Raw genomic sequence first — 22,267 nt, forward strand, 5'->3', positions numbered from 1 at the left:
TTAGATTGGATTTTTAATCACGGGTAAATCCAGTTGCACCCGTACGAGCAATATTCTTGATACCGTATGGTCGAATGACACGAATCAAAGCTTCACTCTTTTCTGCATTCCCAGTCATCTGAACAGTAATGGAGCTCGGAGCCACATCGACCACAGTTGCACGGAAAGGTTGAATGATTGCCAAAATTTCTGCTCGCTTCTCAGCTGGTGCAGCAATCTTAACCAAGATAACTTCTCGCTCTAGGTGAGGTTTATCAGTGATATCGCGAACACGGATAACATCGACCTGACGGTTAAGTTGTTTGATAATTTGCTCTACTTCATCATTCGATGCGACATCAATGATAATAGTAATTCGTGATACATTAGGATTCTCCGTTGCACCCACAGAAATACTTTCGATATTAACTTGACGTCTCGACAAGACTCCTGTAAAGCGATTGAGAACGCCTGAACGGTTTTGAAGTTTGGCTGTTAACATTCTACGCATTAAACTTCACCCCCAACATCTCATGATTACTCTTACCAGCTGGTACCATCGGTAAGACATGCTCTTTACGAGAAATATCTACTTCGATAAACATTGGTACATCCTCTTTGATGACTTCCAAATCCTTCTCTAAGGTTTCAGGATTGTCAAATTTATAATTTTTAATCCCGTAAGCCTGCGCCATTAATTGGAAATCAGGAAGGCTATCAAAGACCGACTCTGATGTTCGTCCTTCATAGAAGGCTTCTTGCCATTGACGAACCATCCCGAGCGAGTGGTTATTGAGCATGATGACTTTGATTGGAATCTTATAGATATTTAAGATTGCCAATTCTTGGTTGGTCATCTGGAAACCACCGTCACCGACAAAGAGGACGACCTCTTTATCTGGATTAGCAATTTTTGCTCCGATGGCTGCAGGAACTCCGAATCCCATCGTTCCTAGACCACCTGAGGTTACCAATTGGCGCTCATTTTGGTAAGGATAGTATTGAGCTGTCCACATTTGGTGTTGGCCAACGTCTGTTACAACAATGGCATCCCCCTTGGTCAACTCACCGATGCGTTCAATGACTGCTTGCGGTTGGACGACCCGTTCTTTCTTATCATAAGATCGAACACGATTTTTATCTTTTGTGACCTTTTCAATCCATTTTTCAGTATTGTTATTAACAACTGGTTCTGCAAGTAATTGTTGTAAGGCTTTTTTAGCATCACCAACAACTGGAATATCGACTGCGATAATCTTACCAATCTCTGCAGGATCAATATCAATATGCGCTACTTTAGCCTTCTTAGCAAAAGTCTTAGGATTTCCAGTCAAGCGGTCATCAAAACGACAACCAATAGAAATCATAAAATCTGCTTCTGTCATGGCAATGTTAGCTGCAAAGGAACCATGCATTCCACCCATCCCCAAAAACAGTGGGTGGCTAGTTGCAATTGTACCTTGTCCCAAAAGACTGGTTACAACCGGAATTTGATACCGTTCTGCAAATTCAATCAACTCTGTGGCAGCCTCTGCGTAACTAATACCACCACCAGCAAGTAATACTGGTTTTTTAGCTTTAGATAACTGCTTCAAGATTTTCTTGATTTGCATATCATTTGGCTCAACGGTTGGTTGATAACTTGGTAAGATTACTTCTGGTGAGTAGATGAAATCAGTCTCAAGCGCAGAAACATCTTTTGGTAAATCAATCACAACTGGTCCTGGACGACCTGTTGTCGCAATATGCACCGCCTCTGTAATCACACGTGGAATATCGGCTGTTTCACGAACCTGATAATTGTACTTGGTAATTGGCATGGTAATACCGACAATATCCGCCTCTTGGAAAGCGTCTTTACCGATACCCGCTCTTGCCACTTGTCCTGTGAAAACCAAAAGAGGAACACTGTCGCTCATAGCATCTGCAATACCCGTAATGGCATTTGTAGCTCCCGGTCCACTTGTGACGACTGCAACACCAAGCTTTCCTGTTGACTTAGCATAACCTTCAGCTTCATGAAGACATCCTTGTTCATGGCGACCTAAAATATGACGAATGCCTTTAAAATTATAAATAGCATCATACAAAGGCAATACGGCTCCGCCTGGATAACCAAAAATCGTATCAATTCCTAAATCACGGAGTGTTTCCAAAACAAGTTCTGATCCCGACTTTGGTGAATCTAAAATGATTTTCTCCATTGTTCCCCTTTCTGTTCTCTTAAAATGACTTGTTTCTATAATACCATTTTTTCAAAAATTTTCAAGACAAAAGAAGAAATTTTCTGAATTTTCTATCTAGATGCTTTACAATATCAAATCGATTCCAAAGTTTATCCGTGTTTTTAACATTTTCATAGAAAAAAAAGTTGAGACTTATCGTCTTCAACCTTTTTACAAATTACTAATTAAAGTGAGTTTACATCAACCTTGATACCAACACCTTGAGTAGTTGTGATAGTCAAGTTTGTTACGTAAGTACCTTTAGCTGTAGCTGGTTTAGCTTTTTGAATTGTTTCGTTGAAAGCTTTGAAGTTTTCAATCAATTTTTCAGCTTCAAATGATACTTTACCGATGATTGCTTGAACGTTACCTGCACGGTCAGCACGGTAAGTAATTTTACCACCTTTAGACTCTTCAACTGCTTTCGCAACATCCATTGTTACAGTACCAGTTTTAGGGTTTGGCATCAAGTTACGTGGTCCAAGGACACGTCCAAGACGTCCAACAAGAGCCATCATATCAGGTGTAGCGATAACTACGTCGAAGTCCAACCAACCGTCGTTGATTTTAGCAACAAGGTCATCTTCACCTACGAAGTCTGCTCCAGCAGCTTTCGCTTCTTCTGCTTTAGCACCACGTGCGAAAACAAGAACGCGTGAAGTTTTACCAGTACCGTTTGGCAATACCATTGCTCCACGGATTTGTTGGTCAGCTTTTTTAACGTCGATGTTCAAGTTGTATGCAACTTCTACAGTTGCGTCAAATTTTGCAAAGTTAGTTTCTTTTGCAAGTGCTACAGCTTCTTCTACGCTGTATGCTTTTGTGCTGTCGATTTTCTCAAGTGCAGCACGAAGTTGTTTGCTTTTTTTAGCCATTTTCTATTCTCCTTGTAAGTGGTTCAATCGATTTTCATCTCCCACGTCACTTCTCGAAATGATGAAGTCTTGCGGGTTATATTGGGGACGTTATTGATTAGTCAACAACAGTGAATCCCATAGAACGAGCAGTACCTTCAATCATACGCATTGCAGACTCGATGTTTGCTGCGTTCAAATCTGGCATCTTAGTTTCTGCAATTTCTTGTATTTGTGCACGAGTAACTGTAGCAACTTTAGTTTTGTTAGGTGTACCTGATCCTTTTTCAACACCTGCAGCTTTTTTCAAAAGAACAGCAGCTGGTGGTGTTTTTGTAACGAAAGTAAATGATTTGTCTTCGTATACTGAGATAACAACTGGAATGATCATACCAGCTTGGTCAGCTGTACGAGCGTTGAACTCTTTTGTGAATCCCATGATGTTGATACCAGCTTGACCAAGAGCAGGTCCAACTGGTGGAGCTGGTGTAGCTTTACCAGCAGGGATTTGCAATTTTACAAGTTTTTCGACTTTTTTAGCCATTTTTAAATCCTCCTTTGTGGTTTTGGCGGTAATTTAGAGATTTTTACCTCCCACAAGTATGTTTTACACATACCCTACTATTATACACTAATCTATCCAAAATGCAAGAGAAAAATTCTATTTTTAGAGAAATTTTATAACTGAATTTGCCTATCATTTCGATTTTAAAAGTATTGCAAACTATAAATTAAAAAAACCGCTCTATTTTTGATCGATTTTTAAAAATAATTTAGCCTAGTTAGTGTTCAGTTTTAAGAGAAAGCCAACCCCACTTTCAGTCCTTCTACTTTCCACAAATCCAAGAGACTCAAAACATCTTCTAGAGATAGGATTAAAAGTGTAGATTTCTTGAACTTTCAATTCTGTCCATCCCCTTTGACGAGCTAGATCAATCAAAGCCTTCAAAACTTTGCGTCCAAGTCCTTGATGCTGATAAGTTGGATTGCCAATCACAATAGGAAGATTCTCCTGAGATAAGGTGACATCACCACTTGGAAACCACTCCCCCTTTTCTCGAAACTCAATCCAGAACAAATCCCCGTTACTCTCTAAATAGGAATACATGGTATTTAATTTTTCCAAACTATAGGGTATTCTAATGCCGTCTACAAGTTCTACCAAATCCACATCTTGATACCAGCCCAAAGCTGCATCATGATGATCTGCTAAAAAATAGGGAACTAGGCGTAAAGAATCATCTATCTGAATGATTTTTGTCATCATTTTCTACTCCTAATACTAGCTCCGCTGCTTGATTAAAACCATCACACCAGTTATACCATTTTGCTTCATACTCATCTTGAGGTAAGATACGATTTTTTAGATCTAAAATAGAGTAAATCTTTCTTTCCTCACAAGCTTGCGCATAAAGATGATATAGTTCATCACCACCATCTTTATCAAACTCAGCAGAAATCGTATCCCGACCTGCCAATAAAGCCTGATAAGCCCTGTGATGCCCATCAGTAATCAACAAACAATCTCCAAATGCAAGAACGCTAATTGGATCAACATTAATTAGTTCTACTGACTGATAAAGCATCTGAATATCTAGCAACTTCTTTTCTGATAAGTATAGTTGAGTCGGATGAAGATCTCTTATATTGACTTTCATTTCTTTCTCCTCAAGAGAATTTGTTGCCTACTTCTGCTTTCCTTTAAAGCGCCATTGGAAACGGAGTTTGTCATAAAATGGAAATTCAATGAATAGAACTCCTAGGCCAACACAAAGACTAGCAAGAACATCTGATGGATAATGAACTCCCAGATAGACTCTGGAAACAAGGACACTGATCAAATAAAGTCCTAATAGTCCTTGCAAAGCTAGCTTTATAGTAGTGTTTTTCACTCTCTGACCTAGGATAATAATCAAGGAACCAATGAGTAAGGTCACCGCCAGTGAATGCCCACTTGGGAAAGAAAATCCTTTCTCCTCCACTAAATGTAAAATATCTGGTCGGGGACGTTGATAGAGGTGTTTTAAGGACACAATTAAAATTCCAGCCAAGCTAAGATTGCCAGCTACTAAAAGACTTTCGGACTTCCACTTTTTTAGATAAAAGATTGCAGTCAATAGAATTGCCCAAGAAATAACGATTGGCAAGTCAATCAGGCGAGTAATCCCACGAAAGATAGTTGTCAATATAGCTGGTAAATCTCCACGGATTGCTGTCTGGATAGACGAATCAAATGGTATCAATTGTTCTGGATAAAACTTAACGACATAACCCAGAATTACAAATAGTAAAAGGGCAAAAGAGCCCTTTGTTAAATATGTTTGTTTATCTTTCATAACGTTTTAAAGTTACTTTTAGGAAGACATAAATCAACCAAAATGCTAGTGCAAAGATAATACCCTCAATTAAGTTAAAAGGTAAAACCATTGTCAACAGATAGTTGCTTAGTCCTAGTATTTTCTCAATATCAAAATTAGCAAATTTAGCATATAATGGGACAGCATAAACATAGTTAAGAACTAGCATAGCCAAGGTCAAACCAATCGTACCAGAAAGAGAAGCTAGAGCAAAACGAATTGGCGTCCGATCTTTTTTCCAAATCAAACCAAATGCAAGAACAAAAACTCCTAAAGCCACAATATTCATCGGCAAACCGATATAGGTGCTGACTCCTTGATTATTTAAAATCAACTTAAGCAAGGAACGAAGTAAAATTATCACAAAAGCTGCGGGTAAATCGAGTACTATTAACCCTACCAAAACCGGTAAGATGCTGAACTCAATCCTCAAAAAGGACGCCGCAGGCAAGAGTGGAAAGTCAAAGTACATCAACACAAATGAAAGTGCTGATAAAATTGCAATGGTCGAAAGTCGACGTGTTTTTGTCATAACAGGTTCCTCCAATTTTCTATAAAATCAGAAGAAGTTGGAAAGTCCCACTCTATCTATCAACTCACTATATCAAAAACAATCTATTGGTCAAAAACACCAAAAGAACTTCCTATATATTTAAGTGGAATAGATAAAATTATTCTTTCGTCTTCTCCCATCCAGACTATACTGTCGGTTGTGGAATCACACCACATCAGCTTGCGCTCGCGGACTTCTTTAACTAAGATATTTGGGATTAATCTAGGCGTTGCAGTCGAAGATAATACTAAAGTATATCGAGACAAGACAACGACGAGTAAGCCGAAATAGCTAGTTAAAGTCACCGCCGGTCGGGAATTACACCCAGCCCTGAAGACCCTTTTATCATAACAAAAAACGCTTGCAAGTGCAAGCATTAAGTATTCGTTTTCATGATTATTTCAACTTGTCCGTCTCATAGATATGAACCAAGTCCAAGCCAGCAAAATTCTGTTGACGTAGAGCTTCGTATACGATCATACAAACAGTATTCGAAACATTGAGACTGCGGACATGTTCATCATTCATAGGTATTCGAAGTGCCTTTTCTGGATGTTCACGCATAAATGCCTCAGGCAAGCCCTTATCTTCACGACCAAAGAGAAAATAATGATTTCCTTCAATAGTAAAATCAGCATCTGAATAGACCTTTTCTGCAAACTTGGAAATCAAGTAGAGTTGTCCATTCATTTTTCCCATAAATTCATCTAGACTATCATAGAAATAAATATCAAGTTTGTCCCAATAGTCAAGCCCAGCTCGCTTCATTTTACGATCGTCAATAGGAAAGCCCATAGGTTTGATAATATGAAGGGGCGCATTCGTCGCTGCACAGGTACGTGCAATATTTCCCGTATTTTGTGGAATTTGTGGTTCAAACAATACAATATGATTGGTCATGCCTTGCTTCCTCTCACTAGTGCAAAAAAATAGCCACACTGCCCGGAGTCAAGCTCAGCAAACAGCGTGGTTAAGGCGTCGTTAACTTACCTCACAACAGGTTTGAAGTAAATCAGCGAAACTACTTTTTTAGTATATCACTTTCAGCCTGATTGTCAATAGAAATGACTTGATTTTTTTCATTTTTTTACAAACATATTTACAAAAGTTAAATAAGGTTCATCAAACCAATTATATCATGGGATTGGCTTGTATTTAGAATCTGGAAAATAGGAACTCATCCCTAATAGAATACGGATTTTACTTTGGGTGCCAATCTGATTCTTCAAAAGGGGCAAGAAATCGGTTGTTGAGTGCATTTTTTCCGAAAAAAAGGTATGATAGAGACATAATGAAAAAGTAGGTTATATAACTATGAAAATTATTCTTGTTGGAGGGGGAAAAGTCGGTTCTGCCCTTTGTCGTTCGCTTGTTGCTGACAACCATGACGTTGTCTTGATTGAACAGAACGAAACTGTTTTAAATTACATGACAAGTCGCTTTGATATTATCGGTATCGCAGGAAACGGTGCTGACTTTGCTATGTTAGAGGCAGCCAATGTTCAAGACTGTGATATTTTCATCGCCATGACGCAGTATGATGAAGTTAACATGGTTTCAGCCGTTCTCGCTAAAAAAATGGGGGCCAAAGAAACCATCGTTCGTGTTCGAAATCCTGAATATTCTAATCCTTACTTTAAAGAAAAAAATATTCTCGGATTTTCACTGATTGTTAACCCAGAACTCTTAGCTGCTCGTGCTATCGCAAACATCATTGACTTCCCAAACGCTCTATCCGTTGAACGTTTCGTGGGTGGCTTGGTTAGCCTAATGGAATTCGTCGTTCGAGAAGATAGCAATATTTGTCAGATGTCCATTGCTGATTTTCGTAAAAAGTTCGGTAACGTTATCGTCTGTGCTATTGAACGCGATCATAAACTGATGATTCCTAGTGGCGATGTTATTTTACAAGATAAAGACCGCATCTTTGTAACAGGACATCGTGTCGATATGATGCTCTTCCACAACTATCTCAAGTCCAGAGTCGTCAAGAGCTTGCTCATCATTGGGGCTGGTAAGATTGCATACTACCTACTAGGTATTTTAAAAGATAGTCGAATCGATACGAAAGTGATAGAGGTCAACCAAGAAAGAGCTGCCTTCTTTAGTGAAAAATTCCCTAAACTCTATATCGTTCAAGGGGATGGAACAACTAAAGATATTCTCTTAGAAGAAAGTGCCCAAAACTACGATGCTGTTGCTACTTTGACTGGAGTCGACGAGGAAAACATCATTACATCTATGTTCTTGGATAGTATTGGTGTTCAAAAAAACATTACCAAAGTTAACCGTACTAGTCTCTTGGAAATTATCCACGCGACGGATTTCTCAAGCATCATCACGCCTAAGACAATCGCTGTTGATACTATCATGCACTTTATTCACGGTCGTGTAAATGCGCAATATTCTGACCTTCAAGCTATGCACCACCTTGCAAATGGCCAGGTAGAAACCCTTCAGTTCCTAATTAAGGAAGCAAACAAGATGACTGGCAAACCCTTGTCTCAATTGAAGCTCAAAAAAGATGTCTTGATTGCCGCCATTATTCGGAACGGAAAAACAATCTTCCCAACTGGAGAAGATACGCTCCAAGTCGGTGATAAGCTAGTGGTCATCACTTTGCTATCAAACATCACCAAGATTTATGATTTGTTAGAGAGGTAAGCTATGAATAGAAGTATGGTACGCTTTCTTCTTGCAAAGCTACTCTTAATCGAGGCTGCCCTTCTCTTGGTACCAGTCAGTATCGCTCTTTACTATCGAGAATCTAGTCAAGTGTTTACAGCTCTTTTCTCTACCATTGGTATTCTTGTCGTCCTGGGTCTTCTTGGTATCATCAGCAAGCCAAAAAAACAACGAATTTATGCAAAAGAAGGGGTCTTGATCGTTGCTCTATGTTGGATTCTCTGGTCTTTCTTTGGCGCCCTTCCCTTTGTCTTTTCAGGACAAATCCCCAATATGATAGATGCCTTCTTCGAAGTTAGTTCTGGTTTCACAACAACGGGTGCAACCATCCTAAATGACGTATCGGTCTTAAGCCGTTCACTTCTATTTTGGCGGAGTTTTACCCATCTCATTGGAGGGATGGGGGTGCTAGTTTTCGCCCTCGCTATTATGGACAATGCAAAAAACAGTCACTTAGAGGTTATGAAGGCTGAGGTCCCAGGACCAGTATTTGGTAAGGTTGTGTCTAAACTAAAAAATACAGCCCAAATCCTCTACATCCTCTACTTAGCTATGTTCGCCATCTTTGTAGTTATTTATTATATTGCAGGGATGCCACTCTACGATAGCTTTGTTATCGCAATGGGAACAGCTGGAACTGGGGGATTCACTGTTTATAACGATGGTATTGCCCACTATCATAGTTCTCTCATCACTTATTTGACAAGTATTGGGGTTTTGATGTTCGGTGTCAATTTCAACCTCTACTACTATCTCATGCTTCGTCGATTTAAGGAATTCTTTTTCGATGAGGAACTTCGAGCTTATCTCTTGATTGTTGCTATATCTACCGGCTTAATCACACTCAACACACTGCACCTTTATAGTGGCGTTTCACAAAGTTTTGAGATGGCCTTCTTCCAAGTTTCTAATATCATTACCACTACTGGTTTTGGTTATGGAGACATCACGAACTGGCCTTTGTTTTCTCAATACATCTTACTAATGTTAATGGCAATTGGTGGTTCTGCTGGATCTACTGCTGGGGGTCTCAAGGTTATCCGTGGAGTCATCCTCGCTAAAATTGCAAAAAACCAATTCTTGTCTACTATATCCCCTCACCGTGTCTTAACTCTTCATGTTAATAAAACGGTCATCGACAAGGATACCCAACACAAGATTTTGAAGTATTTTGTAGTTTACATCATGATTCTACTAAGTTTAATCTTCATCGTCAGTTTAGATACTAACAATTTAATGGTTGTTACGAGTGCTGTTTTCAGTTGTTTTAACAATATCGGTCCAATTCTAGGAACGACTTCAAGTTTTTCAATATTTAGTCCATTCTCAAAACTCCTCCTATCCTTTGCAATGATTGCAGGACGTCTTGAAATTTATCCTATCATATTACTCTTTATGAAACGAACCTGGTCTAAACGTTAGAAATTTTATTAACAAAAATCACATCTTGCACGAAATAGCTGCAGGGTGTGTTTTTTTATCTAAAAATAGAAAAAGACAGTTGAGAGACAAAAACGAACACTTGGGAAAAAGTTGATTTTTTGTGAATCCATTTCGTTATAATTTTTAAAAAACGTAGGGGTTTATTTATGGAAAAAATTAGAAAATCAATCCAGTTTCTCTTATTGGGATCCGTAGCCTATCTTGGACTCTGCAGCTGTGTATTTTGGCCTGGAATTTCTCTAACTCTCAAACAATCATACTTTTACTTGTTACTATTATTACTGGCACTAGCTGCTATGTGTACTTTTATCCACTATCTTTCGGGCCATGATCCTGTCAACAATCAGCTACGAAATTGCAGCCGTTCTTTCTTTTTATTATATAGTACTATAATTGTCATTAATGTTGCGGGAGTCACTCTTATCCTATTTGACAATCCTAGTAGTGGCACTCTACTTCAAAAAGAAGTGGTGGATTTGATGCTTGTCTCTTTCTTTTTCTTGCTTGGAATAGATATTGCAACTTTTTTACCGCTCAAGAAATGGAAGAACTTACCAACTCATAATAAGACAAGAAAACTAATTAGTCTAATGATCTTTAGTTTATTTTTTCTGCATAATCCTAGAACTATACTTTCTGTCAGCTTTTATATCCTATTAGGAGTTAGCTTTCTCAGCTTTTTATTCCCCAAAAAATTAAGACACGATTTATCCTTCTACAGTCATTTAATACGAAATATCTTACTAATTGTCTCTACACTCATGTTTTGGTAGTTTATAGAATTCCTATCCAAAGTATGCTATAATGAAATAAATTTTTTAGGAGATATTTGGATGAATTTTTTTAAAGATTATCGTAAAAGACTGCTTTGGTTAGGAATCTTTTTTGTAGCAATGTTTCTATCTCAAGTTCCTATTTTGACTTGGGTATTGCTACAAAGAACTCAACTGGAATCTATTTGGGCATCTTTAATAGTAGGGATTGTCTCTACTACTGTTGTTACACTCTTTTTATATGGTGCTCACAAAAGCAAACTCTTAAATCTAAAATCGAAACTCTTTAGCATTAATGATGCCCCTCGAATCGCACTCAGCTATGCAGCCATTATCGCTGTAAATATGGTTGGTGGAATTTGGCTAAGACTTCTAAATCAAACAACTACTTCAAATCAAGAAACTATTAATAGCCTCATGTCAGAAACTTCCATCATTTCAAGCTTTTTCGTAGTTGTCTTGGTAGCTCCTATTTGCGAGGAAATTATCTGCCGTGGTATTATACCTACTAAACTTTTTGAAGGATATGAAAAAATTGGTTACATTTTTGGTTGGCTCCTCTTTACAATGGCCCATATCCCAACAAATCCACCTTCTTTCTTGATCTACGGCTGGATGTCTGCCGTCCTAACTTGGACTGCATATCGCACCAAACGTCTAGAAATGTCTATTTTCCTCCATTTAGTAATTAATGGAATGAGCATACTCATGCTTATCCTTCTGACAATTCTTATCAAGGTTGTTGGTATAGATGTTATTCACTAACTGAAGGTGTACCACTACTAATAAAAAGACTAGAAATCTATTTAATTTCTAGTCTTTTTTGTCTATTTAAGATCGAAACACGAATTAGGTGTGAGAAGTTGCAACACGGAGATAGCGACAGTAAGCTAGACCACTTTCTTTCTGTTACGACGGTAAAACCCACGAATCAATACTATTCGTGGGTTTTGCCTAGTGAATCGTTTAGGTAAACTGCTATAGTGGTTGCCGTTTATTAGATTACGACACTTAGTTTTACAAATCGATTCTATTTGTAAAACGAAGTTAGTGAGGTAGTCAGTTAGACCACTCCTAAATGTTACGACACGAAGAAGCGAAAACTATTATTTTTCGCCAACGAGTTAGTAAGGAAGTTAGCTAGTCCACTTCCTTTCTGTTACGACGATAAAACCCACGAATCGATACCATTCGTGGGTTTTGCCTAGTGAAGCGTTTAGGTAAACCGCCATAGCGGTTACCGTCAAATGACAGCAACTTTGTGTTGCTAGTCATTTGTAACGATTTACATCTTTTCTTCCAACTCCACATCTGGATACTTGTCCGCAAACCAGCGGAGGGCAAAGTCGTTTTCAAAGAGGAAGACAGGCTGGTCAAAGCGATCCTTCGCCAAGATATTTCGACTTGAAGACATGCGCTCATCTAAGTCTTCTGGTTTGATCCAGCGAACGGTCTTTTTACCCATTGGGCTCATAACGACTTCTGCATTATACTCATTTTCCATCCGGTGTTTGAAAACTTCAAACTGCAATTGACCAACGGCACCTAGCATGTATTCACCTGTTTGGTAGTTGGTATAGAGCTGAATAGCTCCTTCTTGTACTAATTGCTCGATTCCCTTGTGGAAGGATTTTTGCTTCATGACGTTCTTAGCAGAAACTTTCATGAAAATTTCAGGTGTAAAGGTTGGCAGTGGTTCAAATTCGAACTTGTTTTTACCAACTGTCAAGGTATCTCCAACCTGATAAGTACCAGTATCATAAACTCCGATAATATCTCCCGCTACAGCATTGGTGACATTCTCACGGCTTTCCGCCATAAACTGAGTAACATTTGATAGTTTAGCACTCTTACCGGTACGAGGGAGATTAACACTCATACCACGCTCGAATTCACCAGAGACGATACGGACAAAGGCGATGCGGTCACGGTGACGAGGATCCATGTTGGCTTGGATTTTAAAGACAAAGCCTGAGAAATCCTTATCATAAGGATCGACAAGTTCACCGTCTGTTTTCTTGTGGCCATGTGGCTCCGGAGCAAATTTGAGGAAATTCTCAAGGAAAGTCTGTACCCCAAAGTTAGTAAGAGCTGAACCGAAGAATACTGGAGTTAATCCACCAGCTAAAATAGCTTCTTCTGAAAATTCATTTCCAGCTTCTTGCAAGAGTTCGATATCCTCTTTCACTTGTTCGTAGAATGGGTTGCTAGCAAAGAGCTTGTCTCCATCTTCTAGACTGGCAAAGCGTTCATCCCCTTTGTAGAGTTCCAAGCGTTGGTTATAAAGGTCATAGAGTCCTTCAAAGGCTTTCCCCATCCCGATTGGCCAGTTCATTGGATAACTTGCAATGCCCAATACTTCTTCCAATTCTTGCAAGAGGTCCAGCGGCTCTCGACCGTCACGGTCCAGCTTATTCATAAAAGTGAAGACTGGAATACCACGGTGTTTGACAACCTCAAACAATTTCTTGGTTTGGGCCTCGATACCCTTGGCTGAGTCCACAACCATGACGGCAGCGTCTACCGCCATCAAGGTACGGTAAGTATCTTCTGAGAAGTCCTCGTGCCCTGGTGTATCTAGGATATTGACCCGTTTTCCATCGTAGTCAAACTGCATGACAGATGAGGTTACCGAAATCCCACGTTGTTTCTCGATATCCATCCAGTCGGATTTAGCAAAGTTTCCTGTTTTCTTCCCTTTTACGGTACCAGCTTCTCGAATTTCTCCCCCAAAGTAGAGCAACTGCTCTGTAATCGTCGTTTTCCCCGCGTCCGGGTGGGAGATAATGGCAAAGGTACGGCGTCTTTTAATTTCTTCTTGAATACTCATAACTTCTCTTTCTTTTTCTTTTTATTTTCAAAGATTTCAATATATAATCACTCTTTGTTACATTGGACTCTTAAATTCCTTTCAACACTCCATTATATCGGATTTTAGGGAGTTTTTCAATTGCTGATATCAGAAAAAGCAGGCCTATATACTAGACTTGCTTTTAAATAATGGATGTCTCAATTTATGCTTTACAATCGAATCTGTATTTTTTTAACTTACATTGGTTTTACGAAAGAGCTGATTCTAAAGCCATTTTCTTTTGCCAGCGTTTCTTAAACAAGATATCAAAGAGCACCAAGGCTGAAGAAAGAATGATTGAAACCAAAAGATACTTGATCCAAATAGGAGCATCTGGGATAAAAGGCGTGGTATTCAAAAGCCCGTAATTCCCACCCGTTACATGATTAACTCCGACTAGAAAAAGATTAAGAACAAAAGTGTAAGCGATGATGCGATACTTTTTCAGCAAGGTCTTATCGTAGTGATTCATGAGATAAACCAAGGAATTAACCAAAAGGGCATAATGACCAATCAAGAAAGAAAAGCTGGTAATATGTGGAAAATCATAGGGGTCGAAAACAGGGTAGCCCAAGGCAAATACTGCTCCACTAGCTCCCATAAGGGCAAAATACTGCTTGGTTTTCCATCTGTCTGGTAGGAAGACAACCGCGAACATAGCTAAACGACAATGGTAAAGAGGCAGACTATTTGAAAATGGAATGCTAAAACCAATATACCAAGTATAAAGAGCTAGCAGTTGCGCTATTTGAATCCACTTAAACAATCGAACAAATTTGGGATTTTTGTAGTAAGTAAGAGAAGCATAAATAGACAAAGCAAGAAGGCCTATCATAACTCCATACCAAAAAATGGAAATGGGAGGCGGTGTGGTTTGGGTTCTTGTGATAAAATGATGCATAAAATCTCCTTAAGGCAACGAATTCAGTTGTACATTAACTTTTCTTATGTTTGTATTTAACAAGTTGATTGATGAGTATGATAACTCCTATCATCATACTGGTCACTATGAGATAGTTAACCAAAGCGCCATGATCCCCAATCACAGGGGGGTTACTCATAAAGCCATAATTTCCTCCTGTCAAGAGGTTGGCTAGAAAGATAATGGCATTGAGCCCAAAAGTCATCTGGCATATTTTCCAAGTATCCCCTTTTTCAACTTTATAATATCTAACAAGATAAATCAAGCAGTTAGCCAAGAGGGCCCAATGTCCGAAAACATTGTTCACAGACGAAACATGAGGGAAGGGAAAAGGATAAAAGACTGGATAAACCAAGGCCATGATAGAACCAAAAACTCCCACTAAGGCAAAATATTGCTTGAAAAAGGTCTTATTAGGGGCAAAAAGAATAATCCACATAGCCATGCGACTATGGTAAAAAGGGAGAGCCTCAGATAGGGGCAGGCGTGCAGCAATATACCAAGCGTTGATAATGAGCAACTGAATCAATTGTCCCCAATACCAAAATTCTCGGTAACGTTTAGAGCTTGCATAGCGAATCGATAAAAAAGCTATGATTACCAAAGAAGTAGGTAGTAAAAAGTAGAATGCTCCCAAATGAGGAGGGACTGTCTTTTTACTGGTAAAAAGTAACTCCCAAAGCTTCATGTGCCATCCTTAACGTGTTCTAGTTGGGTTAATGATACATTCTTTTTACCAACTAAGTACGACTGTTGTTCTTTCTTCTAGTTTCCTCAATTATATCGAATTAAAAAGTATTTTTCAATTTCTATTTCTTTTCAGTTTGACTTGCCTTATTTATAGGAAAATATGGTAAAATAGAACAGATAAAGAATCATCATTTCACGAAAGGATAAAAGATGAAAATTACGCAAGAAGAGGTGACTCACGTTGCCAATCTTTCTAAATTAAAATTCACTGAAAATGAAACAGCTGAGTTTGCGACAACCTTGTCTAAAATTGTTGATATGGTTGAGTTGCTCAGTGAAGTTGATACAACTGGTGTTGAACCAACGACTACCATGGCTGATCGTAAGACCGTATTGCGACCGGATGTTGCTGAAAAAGGAACTGACCGTGACCGCTTGTTTAAAAATGTACCTGAAAAAGAAAACTACTATATCAAGGTACCAGCTATCCTAGATGACGGAGGAGATGCCTAATGACTTTTAACAATAAAACGATTGAAGAGTTGCACAACCTCCTTGTCTCTAAGGAAATTTCTGCAACGGAACTAACCCAAGCGACTCTTGAAGATATCAAAGCGCGTGAAAAGGCAATCAATGCCTTCGTTACGATTGCTGAAGACCAAGCCCTTGCTCAAGCTAAAGCTATTGACGAGGCTGGAATCGATGCTGACAATGTCCTTTCAGGAATTCCACTAGCTGTTAAGGATAATATCTCTACAGACGGCATTCTGACAACTGCAGCGTCAAAAATGCTTTATAACTACGAGCCAATCTTTGATGCAACAGCAGTTGCCAATGCAAAATCTAAGGGCATGATTGTTGTCGGAAAAACTAATATGGACGAGTTTGCCATGGGTGGTTCTGGTGAAACATCATACTACGGTGCAACTAAAAATGCTTGGGACCACAGCAAGGTTCCCGGTGGTTCATCTAGCGGTTCTGCTGCTTCTGTAGCTTCAGGACAAGTCCGCTTGTCACTTGGGTCTGATACTGGTGGTTCTATCCGCCAACCGGCTGCCTTTAACGGGATCGTTGGTCTCAAACCAACCTACGGAACAGTTTCACGTTTTGGTCTGATTGCCTTTGGTAGCTCGCTAGACCAGATTGGTCCTTTTGCTCCAACCGTTAAGGAAAACGCCCTATTGCTCAATGCGATTGCTAGCGAAGATGCCAAAGACTCTACTTCTGCTCCTGTCCGCATTGCTGACTTTACTTCAAAAATCGACCAAGACATCAAGGGAATGAAGATTGCCCTTCCTAAGGAATACCTTGGTGAAGGGATTGATCCAGAAGTTAAAGAAACCATCCTCAACGCAGCCAAACACTTTGAAAAACTAGGTGCAGTTGTAGAAGAAGTTAGCCTTCCACACTCTAAATACGGTGTTGCAGTTTACTACATCATTGCTTCATCTGAAGCTTCATCAAACTTGCAACGATTTGACGGTATCCGCTATGGTTTCCGTGCTGAAGATGCTAAGAACTTGGATGAGATTTACGTTAACACTCGTAGCCAAGGATTTGGTGATGAGGTCAAACGTCGTATCATGCTTGGTACTTTCAGTCTTTCATCAGGTTACTACGATGCCTACTACAAGAAAGCTGGTCAAGTTCGTACCCTTATTATCCAAGATTTCGAAAAAGTATTTGCAGATTATGACCTCATCCTTGGTCCAACAGCTCCAAGTGTGGCCTTTGACTTGGATTCGCTCAACCACGATCCAGTTGCCATGTACTTGGCGGACCTCTTGACCATTCCAGTCAACTTGGCAGGTCTCCCAGGGATTTCAATTCCTGCAGGATTTGCTCAAGGTCTACCAGTAGGTTTGCAATTGATTGGTCCAAAATACTCTGAAGAGACCATTTACCAAGCTGCTGCTGCTTTTGAAGCAACAACAGACTACCACAAACAACAACCCGTGATTTTTGGAGGTGATAACTAATGAACTTTGAAACAGTCATTGGACTTGAAGTCCACGTAGAGCTCAACACCAATTCAAAAATCTTCTCACCTACTTCTGCCCACTTTGGAAATGACCAAAATGCCAATACAAACGTGATTGACTGGTCTTTTCCTGGGGTACTACCTGTTCTCAATAAAGGTGTTGTTGATGCCGGTATCAAGGCCGCTCTTGCCCTCAACATGGATATCCACAAAAAGATGCACTTTGACCGCAAGAACTATTTCTACCCTGATAATCCAAAAGCCTACCAAATTTCTCAATTTGATGAGCCAATCGGTTACAACGGTTGGATTGAAGTAGAACTTGAGGACGGTACAACTAAGAAAATCGGTATCGAACGTGCCCACTTGGAAGAAGATGCCGGTAAGAACACTCACGGAACAGATGGTTTCTCTTATGTCGACCTCAACCGTCAAGGAGTGCCATTGATTGAGATTGTATCTGAAGCCGACATGCGTTCTCCTGAAGAAGCTTACGCTTATCTAACAGCCCTCAAGGAAGTGATCCAATATGCTGGTATTTCCGACGTTAAGATGGAAGAAGGTTCTATGCGTGTGGATGCCAACATCTCCCTTCGTCCTTATGGTCAAGAGAAATTCGGTACCAAGACTGAGTTGAAAAACCTCAACTCCTTCTCAAATGTCCGCAAGGGTCTTGAATACGAAGTGCAACGTCAGGCTGAAATTCTTCGCTCTGGTGGTCAAATTCGCCAAGAAACACGTCGTTACGATGAAGCGAACAAAGCAACCATCCTCATGCGTGTTAAAGAAGGTGCTGCAGACTACCGCTACTTCCCAGAACCAGACCTACCACTCTTTGAAATCTCAGATGAGTGGATTGAGGAAATGCGCACTGAGTTGCCAGAGTTTCCAAAAGAACGCCGTGCTCGCTACGTATCTGACCTTGGCCTATCAGACTACGATGCTAGTCAGTTGACTGCCAATAAAGTCACTTCTGACTTCTTTGAGAAAGCTGTTGCCCTTGGCGCTGACGCTAAGCAAGTCTCTAACTGGCTCCAAGGTGAAGTCGCTCAGTTCTTGAATGCTGAAGGTAAGACACTGGAACAAATCGAGTTGACTCCAGAAAACTTGGTAGAAATGATTGCCATCATCGAAGATGGAACTATTTCATCTAAGATTGCTAAGAAAGTTTTCGTTCACCTTGCTAAAAATGGCGGTGGCGCTCGTGAATACGTTGAAAAAGCCGGTTTGGTTCAGATCTCAGATCCAGATATCTTGATTCCAATCATCCATCAAGTCTTTGCTGATAACGAAGTTGCTGTTGCCGACTTCAAGTCAGGAAAACGTAACGCTGACAAGGCCTTCACAGGATTCCTCATGAAAGCGACCAAGGGCCAAGCAAATCCACAAGTTGCTCTTAAACTACTTGCCCAAGAATTGGCTAAGTTGAAAGAGAACGAGTAAATATACTTTCGTTAATAGCCTTTTCTACAAAAAAATAGAATAAGGAGAATAAATGAACAAATTTTTACGAGTACTATTTATTTTAGTTATTATCGCAATGTTGGGTGCTTCTATTCTACAAATCTTTCTCCCATCCTATATGGGAGAGCATTCTGGTTACGGTATTTCTGCAGGATGGCAAAGAGAAATTGGAATTTGGAATCTAGCTGTCTTAATTATTATTCTTGCCGTTAATATTAAGTACGATTGGTTTTACCTGAGAATTGCCCTTCTTGCCCTTATTATTGGTGGTATAGGAATAGGAACAAATCATTTGTTAAATTTTATTGAATATCATTCTCCTGTTAATGCGATTGGTGCTATCGAGAATTATTTACTCGTATTTGGTTGGATTATAGGGTGGTTTATTGAAAATAAAACAATAAAACTCCAAAACTCCTTATAGACATAAAATTTAGCAAAAACTATTTTTGTACTCACATAGTTAGGAGACATATGAAAAAGTTATATACTCTTATCGCTACCTTCTTGCTTCTTCTATTTGTGACACCTCTTCAATCAATCGATGCGGGTGTTGGACATTCTCGAAGTGGTAGCTCTAGCCGTAGCAGTTCACGAAGTAGTAGTTCTAGTCGCAGCAGTTCACGAAGTAGTAGTTCTAGTCGTTCAAGTGGTAGCTCTTCTTCTAGAAGCAGCTATCGTTCTGGCGGTAGTTACTCAAGTTCAGGTGGATCTTTAGGTACCGGGATGACTATTCTTATCATGTTTGGTGTCGGGGCTTTCCTACTCTTCATGCTCATCAAGTACCTTAACGACCAAAATACTCCATCTGAAACACCGTATAGAAGACATACTACTAGCTACGAACCAGAGCCAATTAGCCATCGTAGAGTTGAAAATAATAACCAAGCTATCGACCGACTCAGATATTACGATCCAAACTTTGATGCCTCTGCTTTCACTTCATGGGTTAAAGAAGTCTACATCCAGTTACAGGCAGCCTGGACTAAGAAAGATTGGAACTTGGTGCGTTCTCTTGAAAGCGCCAGTCTCTATTCTCAACACAGTTCTCAACTAGAAGAACATATCCAATCCCAAACAACCAATGTCTTAGAACGAGTTTGTGTTGAAAATGTTCGAATCAAAGATTTTAATAGTAATCCAGATGGAAACGATACTTTAGTGGTTATCTTATCATCTACCTTGAGAGATTATGTCATCGAAGATAAGACTCGTAAGGTTATTGAGGGAGACCCTCAAAAAGATCTATTTACAGTTTATCAAATGAACTTCATCCGCAAACATGGCAGTCAAACTGAAAGTTCTGTTCAAGATGAAGCCGTTAGCGACCGCTGTCCAAACTGTGGCGCTCCACTGAAAATATCAGCAATCAGCAAATGTGACTATTGCGGATCTGATATCACCCGTAGTCCAAACCAATGGGTTCTTGACACCTATGACGTTGTGGATGAAGACGAATTATATAATTAGGAGGAAATTATGGGATTTATTCGTATGGCCAAAGAGCAAATTAAGGGAGTTGTTGATGTTGCCAAATCTGCTGGAATTAATAGTCTTAATGACAGTAAATTTAAGGAAGCCGTTGTGCTTCCAGACCACGTATCATCAGATGCATTAGCTGTTAAAGGAACTCTTCTTACAAAAGACCCTGACGGAGTTTCTAGACAAAGTAATCAACATACAGGACTTTTAACAGATGGCTCTGTCGTAATTGTGCCACAAGGGTATGTTGCTATCCTTGTAAATAACGGTACTTTCCTTGGTGATGTTTTAGAAGCTGGTAGCCATGAATGGCGCTCTGGCGACAACGCTTGGCTTCTAGAAAAAGGCGGAATAAGAGGAACTTGGGAAAACTTCAAGCACCGCTTCTCATTCGCTGGTCAAGTCGTAACTCAACAAGAAATCATCTTTGTCCGTATCCAACCGATTGCGGGTAATAAATTTGGTACCCAAAACGCTGTAGAATACTTCAGTGAACGTTACCAACAATTGCTCAATATCCGTTTCTATGGTTTGTTTGATATCAAGATTTCTGATCCAGTCCTTTTCTACGTTAGCTCGATCAGTCAACAAATTGAAGAACATAAACCATTTACACTCCAAGATATTGCTCAAGGAACTCTTCGACAAAATATCTCTCCTAAAATTGCTATCGCAATTTCCAAATTTACTAATGAGTACCGAGTTGATATCTATAGCCTAAATGCTAATCAAGATACTTTTAATGAAATCGCTAAACAAGAAGTTAACAAGGTATGGACTGGTCTTTACGGTATTGAAGCAACCAATATCCTTCTTGAGGATTTGAGCTACGACCAAGAAAGCTTGGAACTTGTTCGTAAACTTGATAGCGAACTCGTTGCTATGAAATACAATACCATCGAAATTGAAGAACGTCGTGCTCGTAACGAAGCTCTCATTGCGGCAGCCAATAACGAAGGTAATGGCAATGGTATGAACATGTTTATGGGTATGAATCTCGGTCAAACTCTCGGTGGCCAACTCACCCAACAAGCTCAACCTACTAGCCCAAATCAAACCGTTCCCCCAGTACAACCCGCTGATCCAAACCAAGCATTTACTCCGGTACAAACTGCAAATCCTGAACAAGTTGCTAGCCCAGTACAATCTGTTAATCCTGAACAGACTATTAGCCCCGAACAAGCAAGTAACTCAGTGGAACCTACTCATCAAGAAGTAACAAGTCCTGCAGAAGAAACCACTAAACCTGAACAATCAACCAATTCAGAACAAACTGCAAATAAAAACTTTTACATCGAAGTAGATGGTAAGTATGTCTTGGTAACCAGAAATGAAAATGGGGATATTGTACCCGTCAACTAGTTCTTCTTCTCTGACATTTGAGAATTCTGGGCTATTATGATACAATAAAGAGTAAACTATTTTATTAAAGAGGTAAAAACATGATCGAAGCAAGTAAATTAAAGGCTGGTATGACCTTTGAAACAGCTGACGGAAAATTAATCCGCGTTTTGGAAGCTAGCCACCACAAACCAGGTAAAGGAAACACTATCATGCGTATGAAATTGCGTGATGTCCGTACTGGTTCAACATTTGAAACTAGCTACCGTCCAGAGGAAAAATTTGAACAAGCGATTATTGAAACTGTACCAGCACAATACTTGTACAAAATGGATGAAACAGCTTATTTCATGAACACTGAAACTTACGACCAATACGAAATTCCTGTTGTAAATGTTGAAAACGAATTGCTTTACATCCTTGAAAATTCTGAAGTTAAAATTCAATTTTACGGAACTGAAGTCATCGGTGTAACAGTACCTACAACTGTTGAATTGACAGTTGCTGAAACACAACCATCTATTAAAGGTGCTACTGTTACAGGTTCTGGTAAACCAGCTACAATGGAAACTGGACTTGTCGTTAACGTTCCAGACTTCATCGAAGCAGGACAAAAACTCGTTATCAACACTGCAGAAGGAACTTACGTTTCTCGTGCCTAATCTCT

At 39.6% G+C, this 22,267-nt stretch carries 23 protein-coding genes and 1 riboswitch; of the genes, 10 read left to right on the top strand and 13 right to left on the bottom strand.

Going from position 1 to position 22,267, the window contains the following annotated elements:
- Nucleotides 1-13: 13 nt before the first annotated feature.
- The 9 genes from ilvN to ACXYSK_RS05280 all read right to left on the bottom strand — a co-directional run bounded on the left by ilvN (nucleotide 14) and on the right by ACXYSK_RS05280 (nucleotide 6,868).
- A complete protein-coding gene (ilvN, locus tag ACXYSK_RS05240) occupies nucleotides 14-490 on the bottom strand; it encodes an acetolactate synthase small subunit (RefSeq protein WP_006150351.1) in 477 nt (158 codons plus the stop codon).
- A complete protein-coding gene (locus ACXYSK_RS05245) occupies nucleotides 483-2,183 on the bottom strand; it encodes an acetolactate synthase large subunit (protein WP_458625299.1) in 1,701 nt (566 codons plus the stop codon). The genes ilvN and ACXYSK_RS05245 overlap by 8 nt, the downstream gene beginning before the upstream one ends.
- 206 nt (nucleotides 2,184-2,389) lie before the next feature.
- Nucleotides 2,390-3,079: a 50S ribosomal protein L1 gene (gene rplA / locus ACXYSK_RS05250; protein WP_458625300.1), complete on the bottom strand. Its 690-nt coding sequence runs from the start codon at nucleotides 3,077-3,079 to the stop codon at nucleotides 2,390-2,392.
- A 97-nt stretch (nucleotides 3,080-3,176) separates the two neighbouring features.
- Nucleotides 3,177-3,602, bottom strand: a complete 426-nt coding sequence (gene rplK, locus ACXYSK_RS05255) for a 50S ribosomal protein L11 (protein ID WP_458625301.1) — start codon at nucleotides 3,600-3,602, stop codon at nucleotides 3,177-3,179.
- A gap of 234 nt (nucleotides 3,603-3,836) precedes the next feature.
- Nucleotides 3,837-4,322 carry a GNAT family N-acetyltransferase gene (locus ACXYSK_RS05260; protein WP_458625410.1) on the bottom strand — a complete coding sequence of 162 codons (486 nt, stop codon included), beginning with the start codon at nucleotides 4,320-4,322 and terminating at the stop codon, nucleotides 3,837-3,839.
- Nucleotides 4,297-4,716 (bottom strand): chromosome partitioning protein ParB, encoded by a 420-nt coding sequence (locus tag ACXYSK_RS05265; protein WP_458625302.1) that lies wholly within the window; start codon nucleotides 4,714-4,716, stop codon nucleotides 4,297-4,299. Before ACXYSK_RS05265 ends, ACXYSK_RS05260 begins: the two co-directional genes overlap by 26 nt.
- A 27-nt stretch (nucleotides 4,717-4,743) precedes the next feature.
- On the bottom strand, nucleotides 4,744-5,394 hold the full coding sequence (locus tag ACXYSK_RS05270; RefSeq protein ID WP_458625303.1) for a phosphatase PAP2 family protein: 651 nt from the start codon (nucleotides 5,392-5,394) through the stop codon (nucleotides 4,744-4,746).
- Nucleotides 5,384-5,947 (bottom strand): ECF transporter S component, encoded by a 564-nt coding sequence (locus tag ACXYSK_RS05275; RefSeq protein WP_458625304.1) that lies wholly within the window; start codon nucleotides 5,945-5,947, stop codon nucleotides 5,384-5,386. The genes ACXYSK_RS05270 and ACXYSK_RS05275 overlap by 11 nt, the downstream gene beginning before the upstream one ends.
- Nucleotides 5,948-6,092: 145 nt before the next feature.
- Nucleotides 6,093-6,310, bottom strand: a riboswitch (FMN riboswitch).
- Between the two features lie 54 nt (nucleotides 6,311-6,364).
- Nucleotides 6,365-6,868, bottom strand: a complete 504-nt coding sequence (locus tag ACXYSK_RS05280; protein ID WP_458625305.1) for a tRNA (cytidine(34)-2'-O)-methyltransferase — start codon at nucleotides 6,866-6,868, stop codon at nucleotides 6,365-6,367.
- Between the two features lie 414 nt (nucleotides 6,869-7,282).
- Between ACXYSK_RS05280 and trkA the strand changes: the two genes are divergently transcribed.
- The 3 genes from trkA (at nucleotide 7,283) to ACXYSK_RS05295 (ending at nucleotide 11,634) form a co-directional block, all read left to right on the top strand.
- Entirely contained in the window at nucleotides 7,283-8,632 is a 1,350-nt protein-coding gene (gene trkA, locus ACXYSK_RS05285; RefSeq protein WP_458625306.1) for a Trk system potassium transporter TrkA, read from the top strand.
- Between the two features lie 3 nt (nucleotides 8,633-8,635).
- Nucleotides 8,636-10,075, top strand: coding sequence for a TrkH family potassium uptake protein (locus tag ACXYSK_RS05290; protein ID WP_458625307.1), 1,440 nt, complete (start codon nucleotides 8,636-8,638; stop codon nucleotides 10,073-10,075).
- Between the two features lie 854 nt (nucleotides 10,076-10,929).
- Nucleotides 10,930-11,634, top strand: coding sequence for a CPBP family intramembrane glutamic endopeptidase (locus tag ACXYSK_RS05295; protein WP_303943494.1), 705 nt, complete (start codon nucleotides 10,930-10,932; stop codon nucleotides 11,632-11,634).
- Nucleotides 11,635-12,009: 375 nt separating this feature from the next.
- Here ACXYSK_RS05295 and ACXYSK_RS05300 read toward each other — a convergent pair whose 3' ends face one another.
- The 4 genes from ACXYSK_RS05300 to ACXYSK_RS05315 form a co-directional block, all read right to left on the bottom strand.
- Nucleotides 12,010-12,144, bottom strand: coding sequence for a hypothetical protein (locus ACXYSK_RS05300; protein ID WP_458625308.1), 135 nt, complete (start codon nucleotides 12,142-12,144; stop codon nucleotides 12,010-12,012).
- Between the two features lie 10 nt (nucleotides 12,145-12,154).
- Nucleotides 12,155-13,699: a peptide chain release factor 3 gene (locus tag ACXYSK_RS05305; protein ID WP_458625309.1), complete on the bottom strand. Its 1,545-nt coding sequence runs from the start codon at nucleotides 13,697-13,699 to the stop codon at nucleotides 12,155-12,157.
- A 229-nt stretch (nucleotides 13,700-13,928) separates the two neighbouring features.
- A complete protein-coding gene (locus ACXYSK_RS05310) occupies nucleotides 13,929-14,621 on the bottom strand; it encodes a YwaF family protein (RefSeq protein ID WP_458625310.1) in 693 nt (230 codons plus the stop codon).
- A gap of 34 nt (nucleotides 14,622-14,655) precedes the next feature.
- A complete protein-coding gene (locus ACXYSK_RS05315) occupies nucleotides 14,656-15,330 on the bottom strand; it encodes a YwaF family protein (protein WP_458625311.1) in 675 nt (224 codons plus the stop codon).
- Nucleotides 15,331-15,542: 212 nt separating this feature from the next.
- Between ACXYSK_RS05315 and gatC the strand changes: the two genes are divergently transcribed.
- The 7 genes from gatC to efp all read left to right on the top strand — a co-directional run bounded on the left by gatC (nucleotide 15,543) and on the right by efp (nucleotide 22,262).
- Complete coding sequence (gene gatC, locus ACXYSK_RS05320) at nucleotides 15,543-15,845, top strand: Asp-tRNA(Asn)/Glu-tRNA(Gln) amidotransferase subunit GatC (RefSeq protein WP_178895400.1); 303 nt, start codon at nucleotides 15,543-15,545, stop codon at nucleotides 15,843-15,845.
- Nucleotides 15,845-17,311: an Asp-tRNA(Asn)/Glu-tRNA(Gln) amidotransferase subunit GatA gene (gene gatA / locus ACXYSK_RS05325; protein ID WP_458625312.1), complete on the top strand. Its 1,467-nt coding sequence runs from the start codon at nucleotides 15,845-15,847 to the stop codon at nucleotides 17,309-17,311. The genes gatC and gatA overlap by 1 nt, the downstream gene beginning before the upstream one ends.
- Nucleotides 17,311-18,756: an Asp-tRNA(Asn)/Glu-tRNA(Gln) amidotransferase subunit GatB gene (gene gatB, locus ACXYSK_RS05330; RefSeq protein ID WP_458625313.1), complete on the top strand. Its 1,446-nt coding sequence runs from the start codon at nucleotides 17,311-17,313 to the stop codon at nucleotides 18,754-18,756. The genes gatA and gatB overlap by 1 nt, the downstream gene beginning before the upstream one ends.
- 52 nt (nucleotides 18,757-18,808) lie before the next feature.
- Nucleotides 18,809-19,201 carry a hypothetical protein gene (locus tag ACXYSK_RS05335; protein WP_006150318.1) on the top strand — a complete coding sequence of 131 codons (393 nt, stop codon included), beginning with the start codon at nucleotides 18,809-18,811 and terminating at the stop codon, nucleotides 19,199-19,201.
- Nucleotides 19,202-19,251: 50 nt separating this feature from the next.
- Nucleotides 19,252-20,247: a zinc-ribbon domain-containing transport protein gene (locus ACXYSK_RS05340; protein ID WP_006150150.1), complete on the top strand. Its 996-nt coding sequence runs from the start codon at nucleotides 19,252-19,254 to the stop codon at nucleotides 20,245-20,247.
- Nucleotides 20,248-20,256: 9 nt separating this feature from the next.
- The gene (locus tag ACXYSK_RS05345; RefSeq protein WP_458625314.1) at nucleotides 20,257-21,621 is read left to right on the top strand and encodes an SPFH domain-containing protein; all 1,365 of its coding nucleotides are present in this window, start codon (nucleotides 20,257-20,259) and stop codon (nucleotides 21,619-21,621) included.
- Between the two features lie 80 nt (nucleotides 21,622-21,701).
- Nucleotides 21,702-22,262 (top strand): elongation factor P, encoded by a 561-nt coding sequence (gene efp / locus ACXYSK_RS05350; protein WP_006150235.1) that lies wholly within the window; start codon nucleotides 21,702-21,704, stop codon nucleotides 22,260-22,262.
- Nucleotides 22,263-22,267 lie beyond the last annotated feature (5 nt).

This window comes from Streptococcus sp. V919, assembly GCF_054353475.1.